This is a genomic window from Paenibacillus selenitireducens (assembly GCF_002021565.1).
GTDB classification, from domain to species: Bacteria; Bacillota; Bacilli; order Paenibacillales; family Paenibacillaceae; genus Paenibacillus_K; species Paenibacillus_K selenitireducens.
This window is the reverse complement of sequence record NZ_MSZX01000001.1, coordinates 757,031-776,719: the sequence shown is the minus strand read 5'-3', so window position 1 is coordinate 776,719 and position 19,689 is coordinate 757,031. Positions and strand designations below refer to the sequence as shown.

The following is a 19,689-nucleotide window of genomic DNA, read 5'->3' as shown; positions in this document are numbered from 1 at the left end:
ACCCTCCATGCGCCGCACTGTGGCAATGGAGGGTTTTATTTTGTTCCACGTACAACAAGATTTATCTCGTTCCTTCTGCAAAATACACAAAAAAAACACTCTCAGGATGAGAGTGTTAGACGTTACTCAGTTCATTTCGACAGGAAACGTTAGCGTGAACGTCGTTCCTTGACCTAACATACTGTGAACAGAAATTGTCGCATGGTGCGCTTCCACAATGTTTTTCACGATCGCCAAACCTAGACCTGTTCCACCATTTGTTTCTCTTTTACGAGCTTTATCGGCTTTATAGAACCGTTCGAAGATGAAGGGTATATCTTCGCTTGGAATCCCTTGTCCCTTATCCGCAACCTTCAAAACAAGAAACTTCCCCTTCTCCGTCTGGACATGCTCCGCTGACAATCGTACTTCTAAGCCAGGCCCCGTGTGTCGGAACGCATTGTCCAGCAAATTAGTTAACACCTGTTCCAACCGATCTTCATCCGCATCTTTGAGATCCATGGGCTCCTCTGGAATATCCATCGTTAGCTGTAGATCCCGTTCTTTGGCCAAGACGGAGAACTTCCGATACACGCGTTGAAGTAATTGCTCTAATTGGATGTGATCCTGTTTCATTCCCATATGCCCCGCCTCCATACGCGCGAGATCCAATAAATCTTTCACGAGCCTCCCCATTCGCAGGGATTCATCATGGATAACTTGTACGAGCTCACGGCGTTCTTCGGGCGACGATACAATGTCATCCAGTAAAGCTTCGCTGTAACCCTGCAGCATGGATAATGGCGTGCGAATCTCGTGGGAGACATTCGCGACAAAGTCTTTGCGAAGCTTCTCCAGCTTCACTTCTTCTGTCACATTACGTAGAACTGCGACCGCACCACGAACCGTATCTGATGAGTATAACGGCGCCATAACCACCGAATATACCCCTTGTTGAACATGGACCTTGGTTGATAAGTCGCTTCGACTCTCCAGCACGGTCTGAAACAGTGCGTAGAGCGGTTCTGGTACTTGGAAGGATGGATTTGCCTCTTCTCGGCTCTCGAGCCAGGAAATATCGTTCCAATCGTTCAGAACCCCTTCTCCCGGCGGGTTCGCTGAAAGTACTTTGCCGTCCGCATCAAAAGTGATGACCGCATCTGTCATACTGCGCAATATGCTAGACAAATGCTCCTTCTCATGATTGACTTCTTGGATCGTCTCTTGCATTTCTTGCGCCATATGGTTAAAGGTCTGCGCTAACTCCCCGATTTCATCCGAAGAACGAATATTCTGCACACGTGCATTATAATCCCCTTTACGGATGGTATCTGCTGCTTTCTTCAATAGGCGAAGGGGCTGCGTGATTTTGTAAAACAAGAACAGCGCAAAGATCGTCGTCAATGAAAACCCGACGATCCCCGTATAGATGAACAACCGCTTAATATCATAAGAATTCCTGAAGTGATAGACATCAATATAATTAAGTAAGAATAAGCCAAGAATACTGATAATCAGCGCAACCAGACCAATAATGGTCATCCATAGCTTACCAACGACGCTTTTCCATAACACCACGTTATTTAGGCACCTCGAGTTTGTAGCCTACACCCCATACCGTCGTGATCATCATGGCGGATTCCGGCGAGACTTTGTTTAATTTCTCACGCAAGCGTTTGACATGGGTATCTACGGTACGCAAATCGCCGAAGAATTCATAATTCCATACATCCTTCAACAATTCTTCACGGGAAAATACCTTATCCGGCGATACGGCTAAATAATGAAGTAGTTCGTATTCTTTGGGTGTTAAGCCGACTTCTTGCCCACCCGCTGTTACACGATGTGCATCATGTTCAATTAACAAGTGCGGGAAAACAATATTATTGCTTGAATTGGATTCTTTCGATAAGAAAGCAGTCGCAGATGAACGGCGAAGAATAGCTTTCACACGATAGATCACCTCACGCGGGCTAAAAGGCTTCACGACATAATCATCCGCTCCTACCTCAAAGCCTTGCACACGGTTAATCTCCTCTCCTTTAGCAGTCAGCATGATGACTGGCGTCGCCTTCGATTGACGAAGACGCGTACATACTTCGACGCCATCAATCCCCGGTAGCATTACATCCAGCAATATCAGGTCAAAGTCCGTCTCCAGGGATTTTTGCAATGCTGTCTCCCCGTCTTCCGCTTCTTCGATCGTATAGCCTTCTTTTTCTAAATACATTTTCAACAGCCTGCGAATCCGTTCTTCATCATCAACTACCAAAATACGATTCAATTGGTCCGTCATTCGGTTACCCCTCCAACAATTTATGTATATCTCTTTCTATTCGCCGTGGAGTAATATTCGAATTACGCATCATCAAACTCCTGCGTATGAATGTAAACCAGCTATGACAAGGTTCACTCCGACAAGCGTAAACATAACCACTAAGAAGCCAATTACCGCGAGCCAGGACGATTTCGTTCCTGTCCAGCCACGGGATAAACGTAAATGCAAGTATGCGCTATAGTATAACCATGTTATGAGAGCCCACACTTCTTTGGGATCCCAACCCCAGAATCGCGACCACGCGATATGCGCCCAGATCATGGCAAATATCAACGCGCCTAACGTGAAGATAGGAAACCCGATTGCAATCGCGCGATAACTAATTTCATCCAGATCCTCGGGATCAATCCCTTCCATGACCGGGTGAATTGCTGCTCCAAGCGGTTTGCGTACAATTAACCGAATTATACCATAAAGTAGGAGTCCAGAGATAACTGACCAGATCACCGTATTTAATTTTCGGCCCGCATTTGCACCATTTAACCAACTTGGCGCTTCGAATAATGGTTTGTCCATTCCTAAGAAGGATTGAAACTTCACGGTCTCACTCTGATGAGGAGCGACCAATGGCGGTAAGGTATATTTTACTTCTTCTATTTTACTATGTTCCTGCTGCTGGCTGTCAACTGTTACGATGGTTTGTTTGAAATCTGATTCATATCCCATAGCTCTGAATGTAAATACAGAAGCAATGAAACCTACAATAATTAAGACAGACAACAGGGTAACTTCCACCCAACGTTGTGCGCGAACAGCAGATTTCTCTTTGGATTTAAAATCAATCGTACGCAGCAAGTACATCACCCCTGCTGCAAACCCTACAGCGAAGAACGCTTCACCTGTTGCGGCTGTCGTCACATGAATTTTCAACCAATAACTATCAAGCGCTGGCACAAGAGGCTGTACTTCTTGCGGGAACACCGATGCGTACGCCATGATCAGTATGGCCACAGGTACGGCGAACACGCCAAGAACCGGTGTTTTGTAGATCAAGTAGACGACGGTAAACGCCACCATGATCATCATCGCCAAGAACGACATAAACTCGTACATATTACTGGTAGGGATGTGGCCGCCGCCAATCCATCTCGTGAAGAAATATACAATTTGTGAAAGTGTTCCGATCGTTGATGTTGCGAACGCGATGACCCTCCAACGCTTTAAATGTCTAGCAGGGTCTGCCTTGGACCACATCTTCCCCGATATTGCGATAATGTAGAATAAAAAGGCAAAGCAATACAAGAAAAAGGCCGCTAAAAAGGCATTGCTGCTGAAATCCAATAAATTCATGATTTGTCTCCCCCATTATCTAGTGATTTGGGATCCACTGAAACATGCAGCTGCTTCAGAATCCCTGCCACATCACTACGCATCCCGTACCAGTTTTTATTCGTATGTGCGCCTAGTGTCAATCGGTTCCCATCAAACCGAAGCCATATTCTCCGATGATTCCAATAGAAGCCCATAATCAGCCCAATCATCGAAATAGTTGCTCCAATCCAAATAAAAGGCATGGCACTATCTACTCGAATCGTTAAGTAGGATGTATTACTAAGCCCTACACCCTGCATACCATTTACTCTGATGTCAAATTTATTGGCCCAGTCTCCGCTTAATTTTTCATTTAGCGCTTGTTGGTTAAAGCGTTGCTTGTCAATTTGATTCGGGAAGTAGAAATATAAGAAGCCTTCATTAGGTAAATCCGGTCCTGTCACAAGGAATAAGAACGCAGGTGCATTCGGTTCCTGCGATTTCGTGACCGGTTGCCCATCGGAATTCAGACCAAAGTCCAAATATTTCTCTTTAAGCTCTAAATGGTAAGGTCCAACATCATACGATAGCTTGGAATTCCGCATTTCAAGCATGAACTTTCCATATACCTCGCCTGTTTCCTTATTTCGGAATTCTGGATTCACAGAGCGCAATCTTAAGGTAGGATCATAGTCCGTCTGGTACGCCATGAATCCTTTGTAATTCAATGGCTCATTGACTTCGATATGATGTCGATCCACTTCTTTTAAGACGGGCTCCTTGGAAGGATCGCTGCACTGGTCAACACATTCATAGAGCACAGCTTGAGTCTCGTATCTTTTGGCAACCAATCGATTCTGACCCTGCATTTCCTTCGACAACTCATTGTCCTTGTAATACTCCACTGTGAATTTGTCGTTCTTCAAGTAGTAATTCGTATCCGGAATATGTTTGATATCGCCCTCAGGGAACGCAATATACTGGTCCATATACCAACCTGGAATGCTTCTAGCAAGCACCGCTAACAAGAAAATAATCAGTCCGATATGATTAATATAAGGCCCCCACCGACTAAAACGATATTTCTCTGCCATGAGCGCAGAACCCTCTGTATGTACACGGTAGTGCTTGCGTTTCAGCGGTTTTACGGCGGCTTGCACCCACGCTTCAGGCGTAACATCCAGCTTCATTTCTTCTTGGTATTTCACCTTTTGCCGTGTTAAAAAATTCAAATGCTTCCGGATCTGCTGCTTCTTCAACGCTCGATAGAGCGGCAATACACGATCCAAGCTGCAAATAACAAGCGATGTCCCAATCATTACCAGCAACGTCACGAACCACCACGACGTATATGTATGGGAGAGTCCTAGCTTATAATAGATATTTCCGATGGTTCCATACGTTGCTTTGTAATAGGTGGCTGGATCGCCATTAATGAATGTACTCTCTTGCGGGAACACCGTTCCGAGCGTTGCCCCAAGCAACGTAATCATAATGAGATAGACCGCAACTTTAACTGAGGAAAAAAAGTTCCATACGCGATCAATGATCGACGGATTTACCTTCTGCGATTTACGCGCAACCCCGTCGTATCGCATTTCCAGAGGCTCGGTCGAGTCCGATGAATCCTGCAGCGGTTTCCCGCAAGATTCGCATAACACCGTTCCGATGTGATTCTGGTGTCCGCACTCACATTTCGTATTTTGAAACACTGTGGAGACCTCCTAAATTGATGAATACTAGATGATGATGTTTTGTAAAGCCTTTCAAACACATGCAAAAGAAACAGTTAATTTAACTGTTCCAATTGCTTATCGAACGTATCCTTGTCTAGCATACCGACGTATATATCTGTGATTTTGCCATCCGCGTTAATAAAATACGTTGTCGGCATCGGGCCGATCGCGTATTTCTTCGTCGCTAATTTCTCTTTGTCCAGCAAAACGGGAAAATCAACTCCGAATTGTCCAACAAAATTTTTCACAGTTAATGCGTCCTCACCAACATTTACGCCGATAATCTCCACATTTTTATCTTTCAGAACACGCCATTCATTCTCTAGCATTGGCATTTCTTTCACACAGGGCTCACACCAAGATCCCCAGAAGTTAATGACTAGACCTTTTCCTTTGTAATCCTCTAAATTATGTACGGTTCCATCCATGCCTACCAAAGAAAAAGTGGGCGGCTTACTACCGATTTCAGGTTTGTCGCTCGATTTGAACACGGCTGACCCGATAGCATAACCACCCAGAATGAACACGCCAAGTAAAATAATGATCTGTACCAATCGTCTATTCTTCTTCATCTGACGTCCCCTTCAATGATGTACATCACATAAAGTGATGTAAATAGTTGATATCCTATGAACATTATAACGAATATTGTGTCATCGATATCTGGGGAATTTTGAAAATTATGTGTACGTGATCATTACTTTTGGTTGCGTTCCATATTCTTTTTCGACATCGCATATTGTTTGAGTTCATTTACTTCCTGTGCCGTAAGCATCCGTGTTCTTCCACGTTTCAAATTCATTAACGATAAATCTCCGAATTTAGTACGTTTTAACCGTTGCACAGGGTGGGAAATGGCATCGAACATCCGACGAACTTGACGATTACGGCCTTCATAGATCGTAATTCGAATCGTGGATTCATTGTTTTCCATGTCGATATCCTGATATTCCAGTTCAGCCGGTGCGGTCATCCCGTCTTCCAGCATGATACCTTGTTTCAATAAGTCCAATTTATCACCATGCGGAACACCCTTCACGGTTGCCAGGTAGGTTTTTGGTACATGGTGCTTCGGATGCGTGAGTAAATTCGCAAACTCTCCGTCATTTGTTAACAACAGTAAGCCTTCTGTATCATAATCAAGTCGTCCGACCGGATATACGCGCTCTTTGATTTCTGCTACATAATCTGTAACAACTTTACGACCCTTGGGATCGGTAGCGCTCGTAATAACTCCTTTCGGCTTGTTCATCATTAAATACACTTTACTCTCGGATTTAATGGCGCGGCCATTCACCGCAATGATATCTTGCGCGGGGTCTGCTTTGGCACCCAGTGTTGTTACGGTTTCTCCGTTCACTGTTACTTTGCCTTCTTGAATGAGTTCCTCGCACTTACGACGGGAAGCCACACCGGCAGCCGCTAATATTTTCTGTAATCTCTCCATGCTTTATCAGTCACCTCAAACTAATGATACCCATCCTTCTCGGAAATCACAAGTTCATTCCACGGGAAAGTTGCTCCTGGACATAAATCGGTGTGCGAAAACACTTGATCTGGATTAAAACGATACAACGCAGCCAATGCGAACATCAGCTTTTGAGCAATAAAAATTTGTTCTTGATGCATGGAGGGCCATTTTTTGATCTTTGTGGAATAGGAATGGAAGTTCCCTTCCAGACAAATATGAATATAGGGTTCCTGCATCGTCTCAACGGCTGGAATAATGGTACCATCCAGACAAACAAAAAAATCATACCCTTTGCCATTAATCGTGGGGCAAATGGAATGATGGATAACAAAACCTTGCATCTGCATGCAGTCCACCTCATTTCTCGCGTCGAACGATTTATGAACTGCTACATGATATGGTTATATGTATGGTTTGGTGCCCATGACTTAGGCGAATACGAGGTAGCAGACGAAGATCGCAGCAGCGAAACCGATTAAATCGGATAATAGACCAACTTTGAGCGCATATCGGCCTTTACGAATCCCAATCGCGCCGAAGTAGACCGTAAGCACATAAATCGTCGTATCCGTACTTCCTTGAATCGTTGATGCCATCCGGCCAATTAAGGAATCAGGACCATATTGCTTAATCAAGTCCGTTGCAAAAGCAAGAGATCCCGCTCCCGTGATGGGACGCAGCAATCCAAGCGGCAGCACTTCACTGGGTACACCGATGGCGTCAAAAAAGGGCCGCACCCATCCAACCATCAAATCCATCGCTCCAGAAGCCCGAAACACACTAATCGCCACCATCATCCCTACAAGGGAGGGGATGATCCGAATGACCGTATCGAAGCCGTCCTTCGCTCCATCTACAAAGGATTCATAGACAGGCACTTTACGAAAATAAGCATATAAAGGAATAAATACGATAATAGCGGGAATCGCCCATGAAGATAAGAGCGTAATAAACGAATACACCACAGATCACCCTTTCATGTCACAGCGCTTTAGGGGCAGACCGGTTGGACGTCGAAGGCGGTATTGGCGGAATCGGATGAAGTCGAGCATAGCGGTTACGGTACCATCGATCGATAAGAATAGCTCCAGCAGTCGCAATAATCGTTGCTATAAGTGTTGTGCCTACAATCTCAGCCGGGTTGGCGGACCCATAGTTCATGCGAATGGCAATTAATGTGGTTGGAATAATGGTGATACTTGACGTATTCAATGCAAGCAATGTGCACATCGCCGGGGAAGCCGTTTCCTTGTCAGGATTCAGCTTCTGAAGCTCTTGCATGGCCTTGATCCCCATCGGTGTCGCGGCATTCCCAAGGCCCAAAATATTAGCACTCATATTCGACATGATATACCCTAAGGCAGGATGGTTCTTCGGAACATCCGGGAATAAGAACCGCACGATCGGACTCAGGAGCTTCGCGATTTTATCAAGTAATCCCGCATCTTCCGCGATTCGCATTATTCCGAGCCAGAATACCATGACACTGATCAGACCGAAGCAGACCGTGACACCCGTCTCTGCTCCTGTAAATACAGCTTTGGTTACTTCATCAATTCGCCCGGTTATCATCGCCACAACAAATCCTGCGACAAGGAAAAATAACCAAATAATATTAACCACGACGGATCTCCCCCCAATCCTAATTATTAGCCGTGAATATCGCGCGGAACACAGAAATCAAAGCTTCTTCAAAGCTCGTGATTTTGCCTTTATATTGCACCTGAGCGGTTGTCGGCTGCTCATTCGCAAACACGTTGCGGTCTCTCGTCTGCAACAAGCTGCTCTCTTTCTCATACAACGGTATAACGCCTAATTGCCGCTCCCCTAACATCACATACAATTTTCCGCGTTCACCAAGCTTATATTCCCGTGAATTCTGCGTGGTAATTACCACTTTGGTGCGAAGTTGTTCTTCTTCACCCTCTGCAAAAGGATATGAGAAATTTTTGCCTAATTGAAAGGGATAATTTTCGATGACTTGTCCTTTGTGCATCACATCTTTTAAGGGGTAATTCTGGAACCCGTAATCCAAAAGATGCTGATGATCCACCCAATCGCTGCCGTCATTTAAAGTAACTGCGACAATTTGCTGACCATTACGGGTTGCGGAACTTACGAGACAACGCAGCGCTTTTTTGGTATACCCTGTCTTAACGCCATCCGCGCCATCATACATTTGCAGCATCTTATTTTTGTTCAACCAGCTATAGTCCCATTTCTCATTCGGGTTGGGTGCTTTTTTCACTTTGGTCTTGACAATATCTCGGAAAATGGGGTTTTTTAACGCATATGCCGTCAGTTTTGCTAGATCATTGGCTGAAGAGTAATGTCCTTCGGCATCGAGTCCATGCGGATTCATAAAATGAGAATCGTGGAGACCGAGCATTTCAGCCTTCTGATTCATCATGAGCACGAATCCTTCCTCTGAACCGCCAATATGTTCGGCAATCGCCGTCGCTGCATCGTTCCCCGAACGAAGCATGAGCCCGTATAACATGTCCTCCAATGACATTTCTTCTCCTAGCTTTAAGTATATGGAGGAACCCTCTTTGGCAAAAGCGCGTTTACTCACGGTTACCTTATCCGACAACCTGCCATGCTCAATCGCAACGATGGCGGTCATAATTTTCGTTAAGCTTGCGATACGCATCTGTTCGTCCCCATGTGCGCTGTACAGTATTCTCCCGGACGTCACGTCGATCAGCGCAGCTGCGGCCGCATTCGTACGAACACTTTTTGCCGGTTCTGCTAGAGTTTGTCCGTATGGAATGCTTAACATTAGCACGATCAACATCATCGTTAATTTCTTCCAGTTCAAAGCCTTTCTCATCTTCGTCCTCCGCGTCTCTAGCTTTTTTGTCTTCTAGCATATATATGCTTATCCTCATGAGAGTATGTCCCATTCCAAAGAACCGTATCCTCCGTATTCCATACGAATGGATAAAGAAAACCGCTGTGCGATCACCTTCGCACAACGGTTTAATTTTCCACAATAGAATTTATTAATGTTTCGGCGTATCGAAACTAAAAATTCTATTTCACGGACTTGGAGCAGTTGTAGGGGGCATAAAGCCCGCACTTGCTGGCGGTGTAGTTAGATCTGCACTCGTCGAGTTATTCTGTTTACTCTGCATCATCGTCTGGAATTTGTCCAAGAATTGCGGTACTGAATCGATAACCCGTTCAACCAGATGGGTCTGATTATCTAAGGAGACAATACGCACGCCATGCGTTCCAACGACGAGAAATGCGATCGGCGTGATGGACACCCCGCCGCCGCTACCGCCACCAAATGGCATGGCTACTTGGGCATTATGTCCGTTCGGTTCCCCGACGTTATTTTTTGCCCCATGTGACTTTCCGTTGTCATCGACCTGGAATTCACTACCTCCTGCCGCAAACCCGAATCCCACTTTACTTATGGGAAGGATTACGCTGCCATCCGGGGTTTGAATGGGATCTCCAACAATGGTGTTTACTTCCACCATCTTCTTGATATTTTCCATCGAAGTCTGCATTAAGCCTTGAATAGGATGCTCTGCCACAACTTCAGTCCTCCCTTCACTTTAACTACGCGTACAAGAAGAATAACGCCTGCTACCATAGCGTGTCCGAACCGAATTTTTGCTATACAACGAAATTCTGTGGTAAATTGCGGACCATGAAAATGTGTATGTACTTGAATCTCAGGTTGATGCTGCAGCCGGATCAGATGAGACAACCAGCCTGTTGCCGTTCCTTTAATAGCCCACATGGCTCCCGATGCAACAGCTGTATCTGCAGCATCTTCCATGCCAATATGCGTTTCCCAAGTGAGTATGGAACAATGCACGTGACGAAGTATTTTTTTTGTCCAGCGGATCAAATCAGGCGTATACTTTACCAGCAAATTCACCCGGTCATACATTTTTTGTAAATAATGGAAATCAAATTCGAATTTATCTCGTGTCTTGTGTCCGGCAAGGAAGTTATCTTTTTGCTCTCTTTTGACCAAAAAACCTTGCTCGAATCCTTTGAAGGAGATTTGCCGAATTTGATAATTAAATTTGACGAGTCCGAACAACATTTTAGCTTTGATAGAGATATAGTCATCCTCTTGTACCTTGTTACACAAAATCTTGATATCTATATAGGAGCGGGCGATAACCACGCCGAAGATGATGATACAACTGATTATTCCGATCCAAATCCACATCCACACTTCAGAAGCCTCCTGAACTTATATTTCCTTCCATCTAGTATGGCTGATTGTATCGTTTTTCATGAAAAAAATAGCCCCACCCTGATGAAACAGGATGAGGCGCTGCAATTTATATTTTGAAGGTTAGTTCGTTGGATTAATCTGTCTAACAGGTCTTCCTTCAATGTATCCCCTGTATCCCATGGGAGAAAGCTGGAATCGAGGTGCCTCTTCATCCGCCCACTCAAAGCCGTATAGTTCAGGTTGATAATGATCCATCGTCTCCCAAAGTTCACCAATCGCCTCCCTGAATTGTTCATCCTGGAAAGGTTCCCCTTGAAAAACCATCATTTTGCAAGGAGGAAGCTCAATCAGATCATAGCCGTCTGGAATAGGGCGATCAAAATCCATCGAAAGCTCTACCCCTTGTACATATTTCGAGGTACCTGCAGGGATCAAATGCTGTGGTAACCACATCCCAATCGGTTCGTATAATGCTTCCTTCACACTCGTTAATACGCCCCATACCTCGCAACCGACTTCCTCACAAAAAGTAAAATACTCCTCTGCTATCACGCCTCTTTTCAGCATAACTTTGCGCTGCGGACGTTCCATTACTTGTACAAATACGGTTTTTGTTAAGGTTTGTTTTTCAGCCATCGGTTTCTCTCCTTTAGGAAATGTAAGGTAAGAATCATGAACGCGATAAGGAATGAAAAGTCGAATAGGGGGTACCTCTTGACTATATTTTCGAGGTGATAGCCCGAACTGCTTGGTGAATGCTCTTGTAAATCCCTCATGCGAATCAAATACAAAATCAAGTGCGACATCTACGACTTTCGAATGTTCATCCCGTAATACCAATGCCGCCTTACTCAAGCGTAGAGCCCTAATATAATCAAAGGGCGTTCTATGAAGCAACTCTTTAAAAATTCTGGCACTATGCCACGGCGAATACCCTGCTGCCTTTGCAAGTTGAGCCAGCGTAATGACTTCCGTTATATGTTCGTCAATATAGTCCTGCATCCGCTGCACGGCATGAATAACATCCCATCGTTCCATGATTCCACCTCCTAAGAAGAGAATACAATGATTTCGCCATTCGTTCTTGACCTGTATTGCGAAGTATCCTTGCCGCATGCACGAAAAAGCACCAAGATGCATTCGTCTTGGTGCTTCATCGTAAATCCTCCATACAAGCCGTTAATTTTCTTTTAACTCATCAAAAGTCATTTGATGACCATCAAGCTTCTCGAACAGCAGCTGCGTCTCTTCTTCTAACCCTTCATCGTTCTCGAAAGCAGAGGAGTCCGGTAAGCTCTTTAAGCTATCTAACCCAAAATAATCTAAGAATGATTTCGTTGTACCGTATAAAATCGGGCGACCAATAGCTTCTGCTCGTCCTACTTCTTCGATTAAATCTTTAGCCACAAGCGTCTGCAATGCCCGATCTGATTTTACGCCGCGTATTTCTTCGATATCTACCCGTGTAATAGGCTGACGATATGCGATGATCGACAATGTCTCTAACGCTGCCTGCGACAGGTTGGAGCGAGAAGGAGAATAGGCGAGCTTCTCAAAATAAGGCGCATGCTCCGGAACGGTCGTCAATTGGAATGATCCTGCAAAGATTCGAATTTGTATCCCGCGCTTTGCCCTGGCTAGATCGCCTTTCAAATCATGAATAACATCTAACACCAGCTCAAGCGGCTGCTCGACAACCTCGGCAATTTGTTTGGCTGATAATCCCTCTTCCCCAGCCACAAACAATAAGCCTTCAATAATTGATTTCAGCTTCTTGAAGTCCATCGATCCGCTCATCTCCTTTCCATTGAATCACAATATCATCAAATAAGTGATCTTGGTAGCATCGAATTTGCTTCATCTTCATCAGCTCAAGGATGGCAAGAAAAGTTACAACAACCTCATGCCGGTCCATTTCTGCTTCCAGCAGCTTCGAGAATAGTAATTGTCCGCCCTTACCCAATTGACGCAGCGAAGACACAACATCACGTATGCGATCTTTCACCGAAATCTCGTCTCGATGAATTCTCGCTACGGTATTGCGTCTCGTCACTTTCCTTAATGCTTTTTGGAATGCCCGAATCAAGTCAGATGTATGGAGTCCCTTCACTGGATTCTCGAGCACCGTCGGCATAAACGGAGTTAAATCCTCCGGTTCTTTCGAGAAAATCAAGCTCCGTTCCTGTTCCATCTCGCGCAAATGTTCCGCAATTCCTTTGTACTTCCGATATTCCATCAGTTTCAGAATCAATTCCGCTCGCGGATCCAGCTCGTCCTCAGGATCATAATAGAAATCCTCATCCAATTCAATGACCGGTGGTTTCGGAAGCAGCAGCTTGCTCTTCATGGAAAGGAGCGTGGCAGCCATAACAAGAAATTCACTTGTAATGTCAAGCTCCAGCTCCTGCATTGAATGTAAATATTCCATGTATTGATCCGTAATTTCACTGATTGAGACGTTCTGGATATCAATTTCTGCTTTGTCAATCAGATGAAGCAGCAAATCAAGTGGTCCTTCGAACGCCTCCAGCTTATACGTTACCGTCGTCAAGATGGCTTCCTCCCGCTTATCTTCTTACATATAGATAAGCATTATTTGAACTGTTTCGTCAAGTTTGCCATTTCAATTGCCGTAACCGCGGCTTCCCAACCTTTGTTACCCGCCTTCGTACCTGCACGTTCTACCGCTTGTTCAATGCTATCCGTCGTCAAGACGCCAAAGATCGTAGGAACGCCGGTTTTTAAGTTAATTGCCGCTACACCTTTCGCTACTTCACTGCACACATAATCAAAATGAGGGGTTGATCCGCGAATCACCGTACCTAATGTAATGACTGCGTCATATTTTCCACTTTCGGCCATTTTCTGTGCGATCAGCGGAAGTTCAAAAGCTCCAGGCGTCCAGGCAACATCAACTTCATTGTCTTCTGCCCCATGTCTTTTCAGCGCATCTAATGCTCCGCTTAATAAACGAGAAGTAATAAATTCATTGAAACGTCCTACAACGATACCGTATTTTAACCCTTGCGAGACTAAATGTCCTTCAAAAATATTTGCCATGATTCAACAACCCTTTCTTTGTCCAGCTTTAGATTTAGATTTCAAATTAAATTTCAAATTAAATTTCAAATTCCAACATATGGCCTAACTTCTCTTGTTTCGTATGAAGATACTTGCTGTTATCCTCATTTTCTTCCATTTGAATCGGAACACGTTCTACAACTTCAAGCCCATAACCTTCCAGACCTTTGATTTTACGCGGGTTATTCGTCATCAGACGAATTTGCTTGATCCCTAAATCCTTCAGGATTTGAGCACCAATGCCGTATTCGCGCAAATCCGCAGGGAAACCCAGCTTTAGATTCGCTTCCACGGTATCGAAGCCTTGCTCTTGCAATTTGTACGCACGCAGTTTGTTCATCAGCCCAATACCACGGCCTTCTTGGCGCATATACAACAAGACCCCTTGACCTTCCTTCTCAATCTGGCGCATCGCTGCCGCAAATTGAGGTCCGCAGTCACATCGATGCGAATGGAACACATCACCTGTCAGGCACTCCGAATGTACACGCACCAATACGGGCTTCGAAGGATCTATTTCACCTTTGACAAGCGCAACATGCTCCTTATTATCTACGGCATTCGTATAAGCAACGGCACGGAATACGCCAAAATCAGTCGGCATTTTCACTTCCACTTCTCGTTTTACCAGCTTATCTTTTTCATTCCGATAATGGATCAGATCTTGAATTGTGATCAACTTCAACTGATGTTTCTTGGCAATTTCGATAAGATCCGGCAGCCGCGCCATCGTCCCGTCTTCTTTGATCACTTCACAAATGACACCTGCGGGATAGGACTCACATAAGCGAGCAAGGTCAACTGCTGCTTCGGTGTGTCCCGCGCGACGCAATACGCCGCCTTTCTTCGCAATCAAAGGGAACATGTGGCCTGGCTTACGAAATGATGCTGGCTTCGCTTGCGGATCAATCAAAGCCTGCACGGTACGAGAACGCTCAAAAGCTGAAATCCCTGTGGTTGTTTCTTCATGGTCCACGGAGATGGTGAATGCTGTGCCATGATTGTCCGTGTTATGGGATACCATGGGAGCTAGTTCAAGCGCCTCCGCACGTTCTTCTGAAATCGGCACGCAGACAAGTCCTCGTCCCTCGGTAATCATGAAATTAATGACTTCCGGTGTGGTTTTATCCGCTAGCGCGATAAAATCTCCTTCATTCTCCCGATCTTCATCATCCACAACGATAATGACTTTACCTTGCTTCAGGTCTTCAAGCGCTGCTTCAATCGAATCAAATGGCGTATGATGTTCAGTCATGCTTTCTCCCTCACCTTCTGTATTTCTTTCTCTATTAGATAAAGCCATTGTCCGCTAGGAACTGTGCAGTCATTCGACTAGCCTGTTTGCCGCTGTGATCCTGGGAACGGAAATGTAACAAATGATCGACATACTTGCCGAGTACATCGCATTCAATATTAATCGTGGCTCCTGATTCTTTCTGCTGCAGAACGGTCTGAGCCAGCGTATGCGGGATGATGGATACAGCGAACGTTCCTGCTTCCTGATCTACCTGAATGAGGGTGAGACTAATCCCATCCAGCGTCACGGAGCCTTGCGAAATCATGTATTTGAACACGGATTCTTGATCCGGACGAATTTCAAATACGACGGCGTTTGCATCTTCCGATCGCCCAAGTATCGTCCCTGTTCCGTCCACATGTCCTTGAACAATATGACCACCAAATCGGCCGTTGGCCCTCATCGCCCGCTCTAGATTGACTTTGCTGCCTGATTGCAGCAGCTTCAAATTCGTATGTCGAAAGGTCTGCGGCATCACATCCACAGAGAACGATGTCTTATCAAAGGCAACCACCGTTAGACATACCCCATTCACGGCGATACTGTCACCCAATTGAACGTCATTCATAATCGTGGAAGCATCGATATGAAGAATCATCGCTTCTCCTTTACGGTAAATACGCCGCATCGTACCGATCTCTTCGATAAGTCCTGTAAACATCGTGCACGCTCACACTCCTTTCTGTCATTATGTAAGGAGGGAATTATCCTCGCTTCGGATAACCGGTGATACAGACATTATCCCCGAGCTGCTCAACAGTTATTTCATCCAACGTAATCGCGTCGCTCATGCGTTCAAAACCTTCGAATACGATATTTCCGGGAGACGCCAAACCTCCGATAATCTTTGGTGCGAAGAAGAGAACCACCTTATCCACGAATCCCGCTTCCAGCATCGATCCGTTCAAGACACCGCCGCCTTCCAACAAAATCGAGCCTATTTCTAACTCACCTAATTGGGTCATGGCAAGGTCTAAATCTACGCGTTCGGATGAACCGCATCGAAGTACCTTTGCACCTAACGCTTCAATCGCTTTTGCTTTCTCGGCATCAGCAAGGTCAGTTGTAACTATAACCGTCGGCGCTGCGCCATCTACCAGCAGCTTCGCATCCAATGGAATCCGTAATTGAGAGTCTACCACGATCCTTGTAGGGTGAAGCCCAGGAACTGGAAGTCGTGTCGTTAAACTTGGATCATCTGCAAGCACGGTACCTATTCCCACCATGATACCTTGATGTTGATGTCGAAGCGTATGAACAATCTCTCTTGCCGCTTCGTTCGATATCCATTTGCTATCCCCCGTTTTGGAGGCCACTTTCCCATCCAAGGTACTTGCGGTCTTTAGCGTAACGAACGGCTGCTTCGTCATAATAAACTTGAAGAACTTTTCATTGAGCTTCAGCGCTTCGGCTTCCAAGACGCCAACCTCCACTTCAATGCCATGAGAACGAAGCAACGCGATTCCTTTCCCTGCCACTTGCGGGTTCGGATCCGTACAAGCGACTACAACACGGGCCACGCCTTCTCGAACCAGCCTCTCACTGCACGGAGGCGTCTTACCATAGTGACTGCAAGGCTCCAACGTAACATAAGCCGTACTTCCTGCTGCTTCTGCTCCTGCCATATTTAAGGCATGCACTTCCGCATGTCCCGTTCCTCGTTGCAAGTGGGTTCCCAGTCCCACGATTCGACCGTCTTTGACGACAACACAGCCAACGACCGGATTGATCCCCGTCTGTCCTAACGCCCGCTCCGCCATTTGGAGCGCTAGCCGCATGTAGAACGCATCATTCATGACTTCCATTTCTTCGCCGCCTTTCGTATACCCATCATCTTAGGATGACAAAAAACCCCTTAGAGCATGCTCCAAGGGGGAATTAAAGACAAACGCAAATGCCATCAAATACAACTTCACTCAAGAAGTTCTTTCAATAGATTGAAAGAATTCGAGACTTTTTTCCAAAGTGAAAAAAAGCACGTACTTCAAGAACAAGCTGAAATGCTGATATATATTGCGTTCCCTTCTCCCATCCAGACTTTACTGTCGGTCTCGGATTTACACCGAGTCCACCTTCTCACGTCACAATTGAGCGTGATCCGGGTCACGGACTTAACGAATGATCACATTCGTATCACCGTCGGTTGGGAATTTCACCCGACCCCGAAGGAACAACACATTTTCAATTAGGTTCATGCTGTTATACTCAACAACATTATTCAAAAGCTTATCACTTGCGAATTCGAAAATCAAGAACTTAAATCATAGCATCCCGCTATGGATTTATAGTATGACGGGATGATGATGCAAAAAACCCCGTCAACACAAGGGTTGATGGGGTTCATCTGGATAACGAATTATACTTCTGTTACAACAACACTTTCCATACGGTCTTGACCTTTGAAAGTATCTACATGCTCCATGCCGCTAGTAACTTTACCGAAAACCGTATGTTGACCATCCAAATGCGGTTGTGGTTGGTATACAATATAGAACTGGCTTCCGCCTGTGTTACGGCCTGCATGTGCCATAGCAAGCGCACCGCGCTCATGTTTGTTCGGATTGATTTCACAATTGATTGTGTAGCCAGGACCGCCTGTACCGCTGCCTTTTGGGCAACCGCCTTGTGCTACGAAGCCAGGAATTACACGGTGAAATGTAAGTCCGTTATAGAAACCTTCGTTTGCTAATTTCTCAAAGTTTGCTACTGTATTCGGTGCATCCTTCTCGAATAATTCAATTACAACTTCACTGCCATTCGCCATTTTGATGGTTGCTTGTTTAGCCATTGTATAGAACACTCCTTAATTGTTATGTAAAAATCTACACCTTAGTTTACTATGAATAAGCTGGAGAAGCAAAGTGCAATTGGATTTCATTGCAAAAGGCGTCTTGGGTCACCTGAAAAGGCGGCTGCCTCTGATCTCATCAGAAGCAGCCGCCTTTTAGTAAATATAACCGTTTATTGGGTAACTGCTACTTTTTTCATCCGCTCAGGAATCACGTCATTCCCTACAATATTATCGAAGGATTCGCGTTGAACGACCACATCCGCTTGGCCGTCTTTCACGAAGACAACAGATGGACGGCGAATCCGATTATAGTTGCTTGCCATCGCATAGTTATACGCACCTGTGCAAGCAACAGCTAACAGGTCACCACTGATGACTTTGGGCAATTCAAGATCCCAAATCAGCATATCGCCGCTCTCGCAACATTTACCTGCAATAGATACCGTCTCGATGTTCTCTTCGTTCGCACGATTCGCAAGCATCGCTTCGTATTTCGAGTCGTACAACGCTGGACGCGGGTTATCCGTCATACCGCCATCCACGGCAACATATTTCCGCACACCTGGGATATCTTTGCTTGTGCCAACCGTATACAACGTTGTACCTGCATCGCCAACAATACTGCGGCCCGGTTCGACCCAAATTTCAGGAAGGATATCGCCAAGTCCGGCAAAGTGAGTTTTTACAGCATCCGTAATCGCTTTAACGTATTGGGACACGAGAAGCGGTGTATCGCCCTCTACATAACGAATACCAAAACCGCCGCCGAGATTCACCACTTTAAACGCTACATTCAATTCATTTCGTACGCGGATTGCGAATTGAGCCACACGCTCTACCGCCATTTGGAACCCTTCCACTTCAAAAATTTGGGAACCAATGTGAGAATGAACGCCTAACAACTCTAAACTCGCCAAATCTGAAGCAACACGAACCGCTTCAAATGCCGAACCGTTTCCAATATCAAAGCCAAATTTCGAATCGGTTTGACCTGTTGAAATGTATTCATGCGTATGTGCTTCAACACCTGGAGTTACACGCAGTAATACATTGACACGCTGTCCCTTTTCAGCAGCGATCGCATTCAACAGGTGAAGCTCGATAAAGTTATCGACGACAAAACATCCAATTTTCGCATCAATGGCCATTTCGATTTCTTCTACAGTTTTATTATTTCCGTGGAAATGAATCCGGTGAGCCGGGAAACCTGCTTGTAAAGCCGTATATAATTCACCGTCAGAGACGACGTCTAAGGACAAACCTTCTTCATCAGCCAAGCGGCACATCGCCATCGTACAGAACGCTTTGGATGCGTATGCAACTTGGAAAGTCAATCCAGATTCGCGGAATGCTGCAACATACTCACGGCAACGCAAACGAACGAGATCTTCATCTACAATGTATAGCGGGGTACCGAATTTGGCTTTTAAATCGGTCACATCGTTTCCGCCAATTTCTAAATGTCCTTTGGAATTAATTTTACTCGTGCCATGCAAATACATATCATTTCTCCTCTTCTATTCGTCTCTATGTCTGAT

General features: G+C 45.3%; 21 protein-coding genes and 1 riboswitch. All 21 genes read right to left on the bottom strand.

What is annotated here, in order from left to right:
* Window positions 1-126: 126 nt before the first annotated feature.
* Window positions 127-1,557: a HAMP domain-containing sensor histidine kinase gene (locus tag BVG16_RS03610; protein ID WP_198957407.1), complete on the bottom strand. Its 1,431-nt coding sequence runs from the start codon at window positions 1,555-1,557 to the stop codon at window positions 127-129.
* A 1-nt stretch (window position 1,558) separates the two neighbouring features.
* Window positions 1,559-2,275: a response regulator transcription factor gene (locus BVG16_RS03605; RefSeq protein WP_078497143.1), complete on the bottom strand. Its 717-nt coding sequence runs from the start codon at window positions 2,273-2,275 to the stop codon at window positions 1,559-1,561.
* Between the two features lie 72 nt (window positions 2,276-2,347).
* On the bottom strand, window positions 2,348-3,607 hold the full coding sequence (gene ccsA / locus BVG16_RS03600; RefSeq protein ID WP_078497142.1) for a cytochrome c biogenesis protein CcsA: 1,260 nt from the start codon (window positions 3,605-3,607) through the stop codon (window positions 2,348-2,350).
* Window positions 3,604-5,280: a cytochrome c biogenesis protein ResB gene (gene resB / locus BVG16_RS03595; protein WP_078497141.1), complete on the bottom strand. Its 1,677-nt coding sequence runs from the start codon at window positions 5,278-5,280 to the stop codon at window positions 3,604-3,606. The genes ccsA and resB overlap by 4 nt, the downstream gene beginning before the upstream one ends.
* Before the next feature lie 77 nt (window positions 5,281-5,357).
* The gene (gene resA, locus BVG16_RS03590; RefSeq protein WP_078497140.1) at window positions 5,358-5,876 is read right to left on the bottom strand and encodes a thiol-disulfide oxidoreductase ResA; all 519 of its coding nucleotides are present in this window, start codon (window positions 5,874-5,876) and stop codon (window positions 5,358-5,360) included.
* Window positions 5,877-6,001: 125 nt separating this feature from the next.
* The gene (locus BVG16_RS03585; RefSeq protein WP_078497139.1) at window positions 6,002-6,751 is read right to left on the bottom strand and encodes a pseudouridine synthase; all 750 of its coding nucleotides are present in this window, start codon (window positions 6,749-6,751) and stop codon (window positions 6,002-6,004) included.
* Window positions 6,752-6,771: 20 nt separating this feature from the next.
* Window positions 6,772-7,122 carry a peptidoglycan recognition protein family protein gene (locus BVG16_RS03580; RefSeq protein ID WP_078497138.1) on the bottom strand — a complete coding sequence of 117 codons (351 nt, stop codon included), beginning with the start codon at window positions 7,120-7,122 and terminating at the stop codon, window positions 6,772-6,774.
* 81 nt (window positions 7,123-7,203) lie between these two features.
* On the bottom strand, window positions 7,204-7,737 hold the full coding sequence (locus BVG16_RS03575) for a spore maturation protein (RefSeq protein WP_078497137.1): 534 nt from the start codon (window positions 7,735-7,737) through the stop codon (window positions 7,204-7,206).
* 19 nt (window positions 7,738-7,756) lie between these two features.
* Window positions 7,757-8,398 carry a nucleoside recognition domain-containing protein gene (locus BVG16_RS03570; protein ID WP_078497136.1) on the bottom strand — a complete coding sequence of 214 codons (642 nt, stop codon included), beginning with the start codon at window positions 8,396-8,398 and terminating at the stop codon, window positions 7,757-7,759.
* 19 nt (window positions 8,399-8,417) lie between these two features.
* Window positions 8,418-9,557 carry a D-alanyl-D-alanine carboxypeptidase family protein gene (locus BVG16_RS03565; protein WP_233146883.1) on the bottom strand — a complete coding sequence of 380 codons (1,140 nt, stop codon included), beginning with the start codon at window positions 9,555-9,557 and terminating at the stop codon, window positions 8,418-8,420.
* Between the two features lie 259 nt (window positions 9,558-9,816).
* A complete protein-coding gene (gene ytfJ, locus BVG16_RS03560) occupies window positions 9,817-10,323 on the bottom strand; it encodes a GerW family sporulation protein (RefSeq protein WP_078497134.1) in 507 nt (168 codons plus the stop codon).
* The gene (locus tag BVG16_RS03555) at window positions 10,296-10,973 is read right to left on the bottom strand and encodes a DUF2953 domain-containing protein (protein ID WP_233146882.1); all 678 of its coding nucleotides are present in this window, start codon (window positions 10,971-10,973) and stop codon (window positions 10,296-10,298) included. Before BVG16_RS03555 ends, ytfJ begins: the two co-directional genes overlap by 28 nt.
* A 129-nt stretch (window positions 10,974-11,102) precedes the next feature.
* Window positions 11,103-12,020, bottom strand: a complete 918-nt coding sequence (locus tag BVG16_RS03550; RefSeq protein ID WP_078497132.1) for a helix-turn-helix transcriptional regulator — start codon at window positions 12,018-12,020, stop codon at window positions 11,103-11,105.
* Between the two features lie 141 nt (window positions 12,021-12,161).
* On the bottom strand, window positions 12,162-12,767 hold the full coding sequence (scpB, locus tag BVG16_RS03545) for an SMC-Scp complex subunit ScpB (protein ID WP_078497131.1): 606 nt from the start codon (window positions 12,765-12,767) through the stop codon (window positions 12,162-12,164).
* Entirely contained in the window at window positions 12,736-13,533 is a 798-nt protein-coding gene (locus BVG16_RS03540) for a segregation and condensation protein A (RefSeq protein WP_078497130.1), read from the bottom strand. The genes scpB and BVG16_RS03540 overlap by 32 nt, the downstream gene beginning before the upstream one ends.
* A gap of 41 nt (window positions 13,534-13,574) precedes the next feature.
* Window positions 13,575-14,042, bottom strand: coding sequence for a 6,7-dimethyl-8-ribityllumazine synthase (gene ribH, locus BVG16_RS03535; protein WP_078497129.1), 468 nt, complete (start codon window positions 14,040-14,042; stop codon window positions 13,575-13,577).
* Between the two features lie 58 nt (window positions 14,043-14,100).
* Window positions 14,101-15,318: a bifunctional 3,4-dihydroxy-2-butanone-4-phosphate synthase/GTP cyclohydrolase II gene (locus BVG16_RS03530; protein ID WP_078497128.1), complete on the bottom strand. Its 1,218-nt coding sequence runs from the start codon at window positions 15,316-15,318 to the stop codon at window positions 14,101-14,103.
* Window positions 15,319-15,352: 34 nt separating this feature from the next.
* A complete protein-coding gene (locus tag BVG16_RS03525) occupies window positions 15,353-16,021 on the bottom strand; it encodes a riboflavin synthase (protein ID WP_078497127.1) in 669 nt (222 codons plus the stop codon).
* 43 nt (window positions 16,022-16,064) lie between these two features.
* Window positions 16,065-17,165, bottom strand: a complete 1,101-nt coding sequence (gene ribD / locus BVG16_RS03520; protein WP_078497126.1) for a bifunctional diaminohydroxyphosphoribosylaminopyrimidine deaminase/5-amino-6-(5-phosphoribosylamino)uracil reductase RibD — start codon at window positions 17,163-17,165, stop codon at window positions 16,065-16,067.
* Window positions 17,166-17,376: 211 nt separating this feature from the next.
* Window positions 17,377-17,534: riboswitch (FMN riboswitch) on the bottom strand.
* 182 nt (window positions 17,535-17,716) lie between these two features.
* Window positions 17,717-18,148, bottom strand: coding sequence for a peptidylprolyl isomerase (locus BVG16_RS03515; RefSeq protein WP_078497125.1), 432 nt, complete (start codon window positions 18,146-18,148; stop codon window positions 17,717-17,719).
* Window positions 18,149-18,321: 173 nt separating this feature from the next.
* Complete coding sequence (gene lysA / locus BVG16_RS03510) at window positions 18,322-19,653, bottom strand: diaminopimelate decarboxylase (RefSeq protein WP_078497124.1); 1,332 nt, start codon at window positions 19,651-19,653, stop codon at window positions 18,322-18,324.
* Window positions 19,654-19,689: the final 36 nt, after the last annotated feature.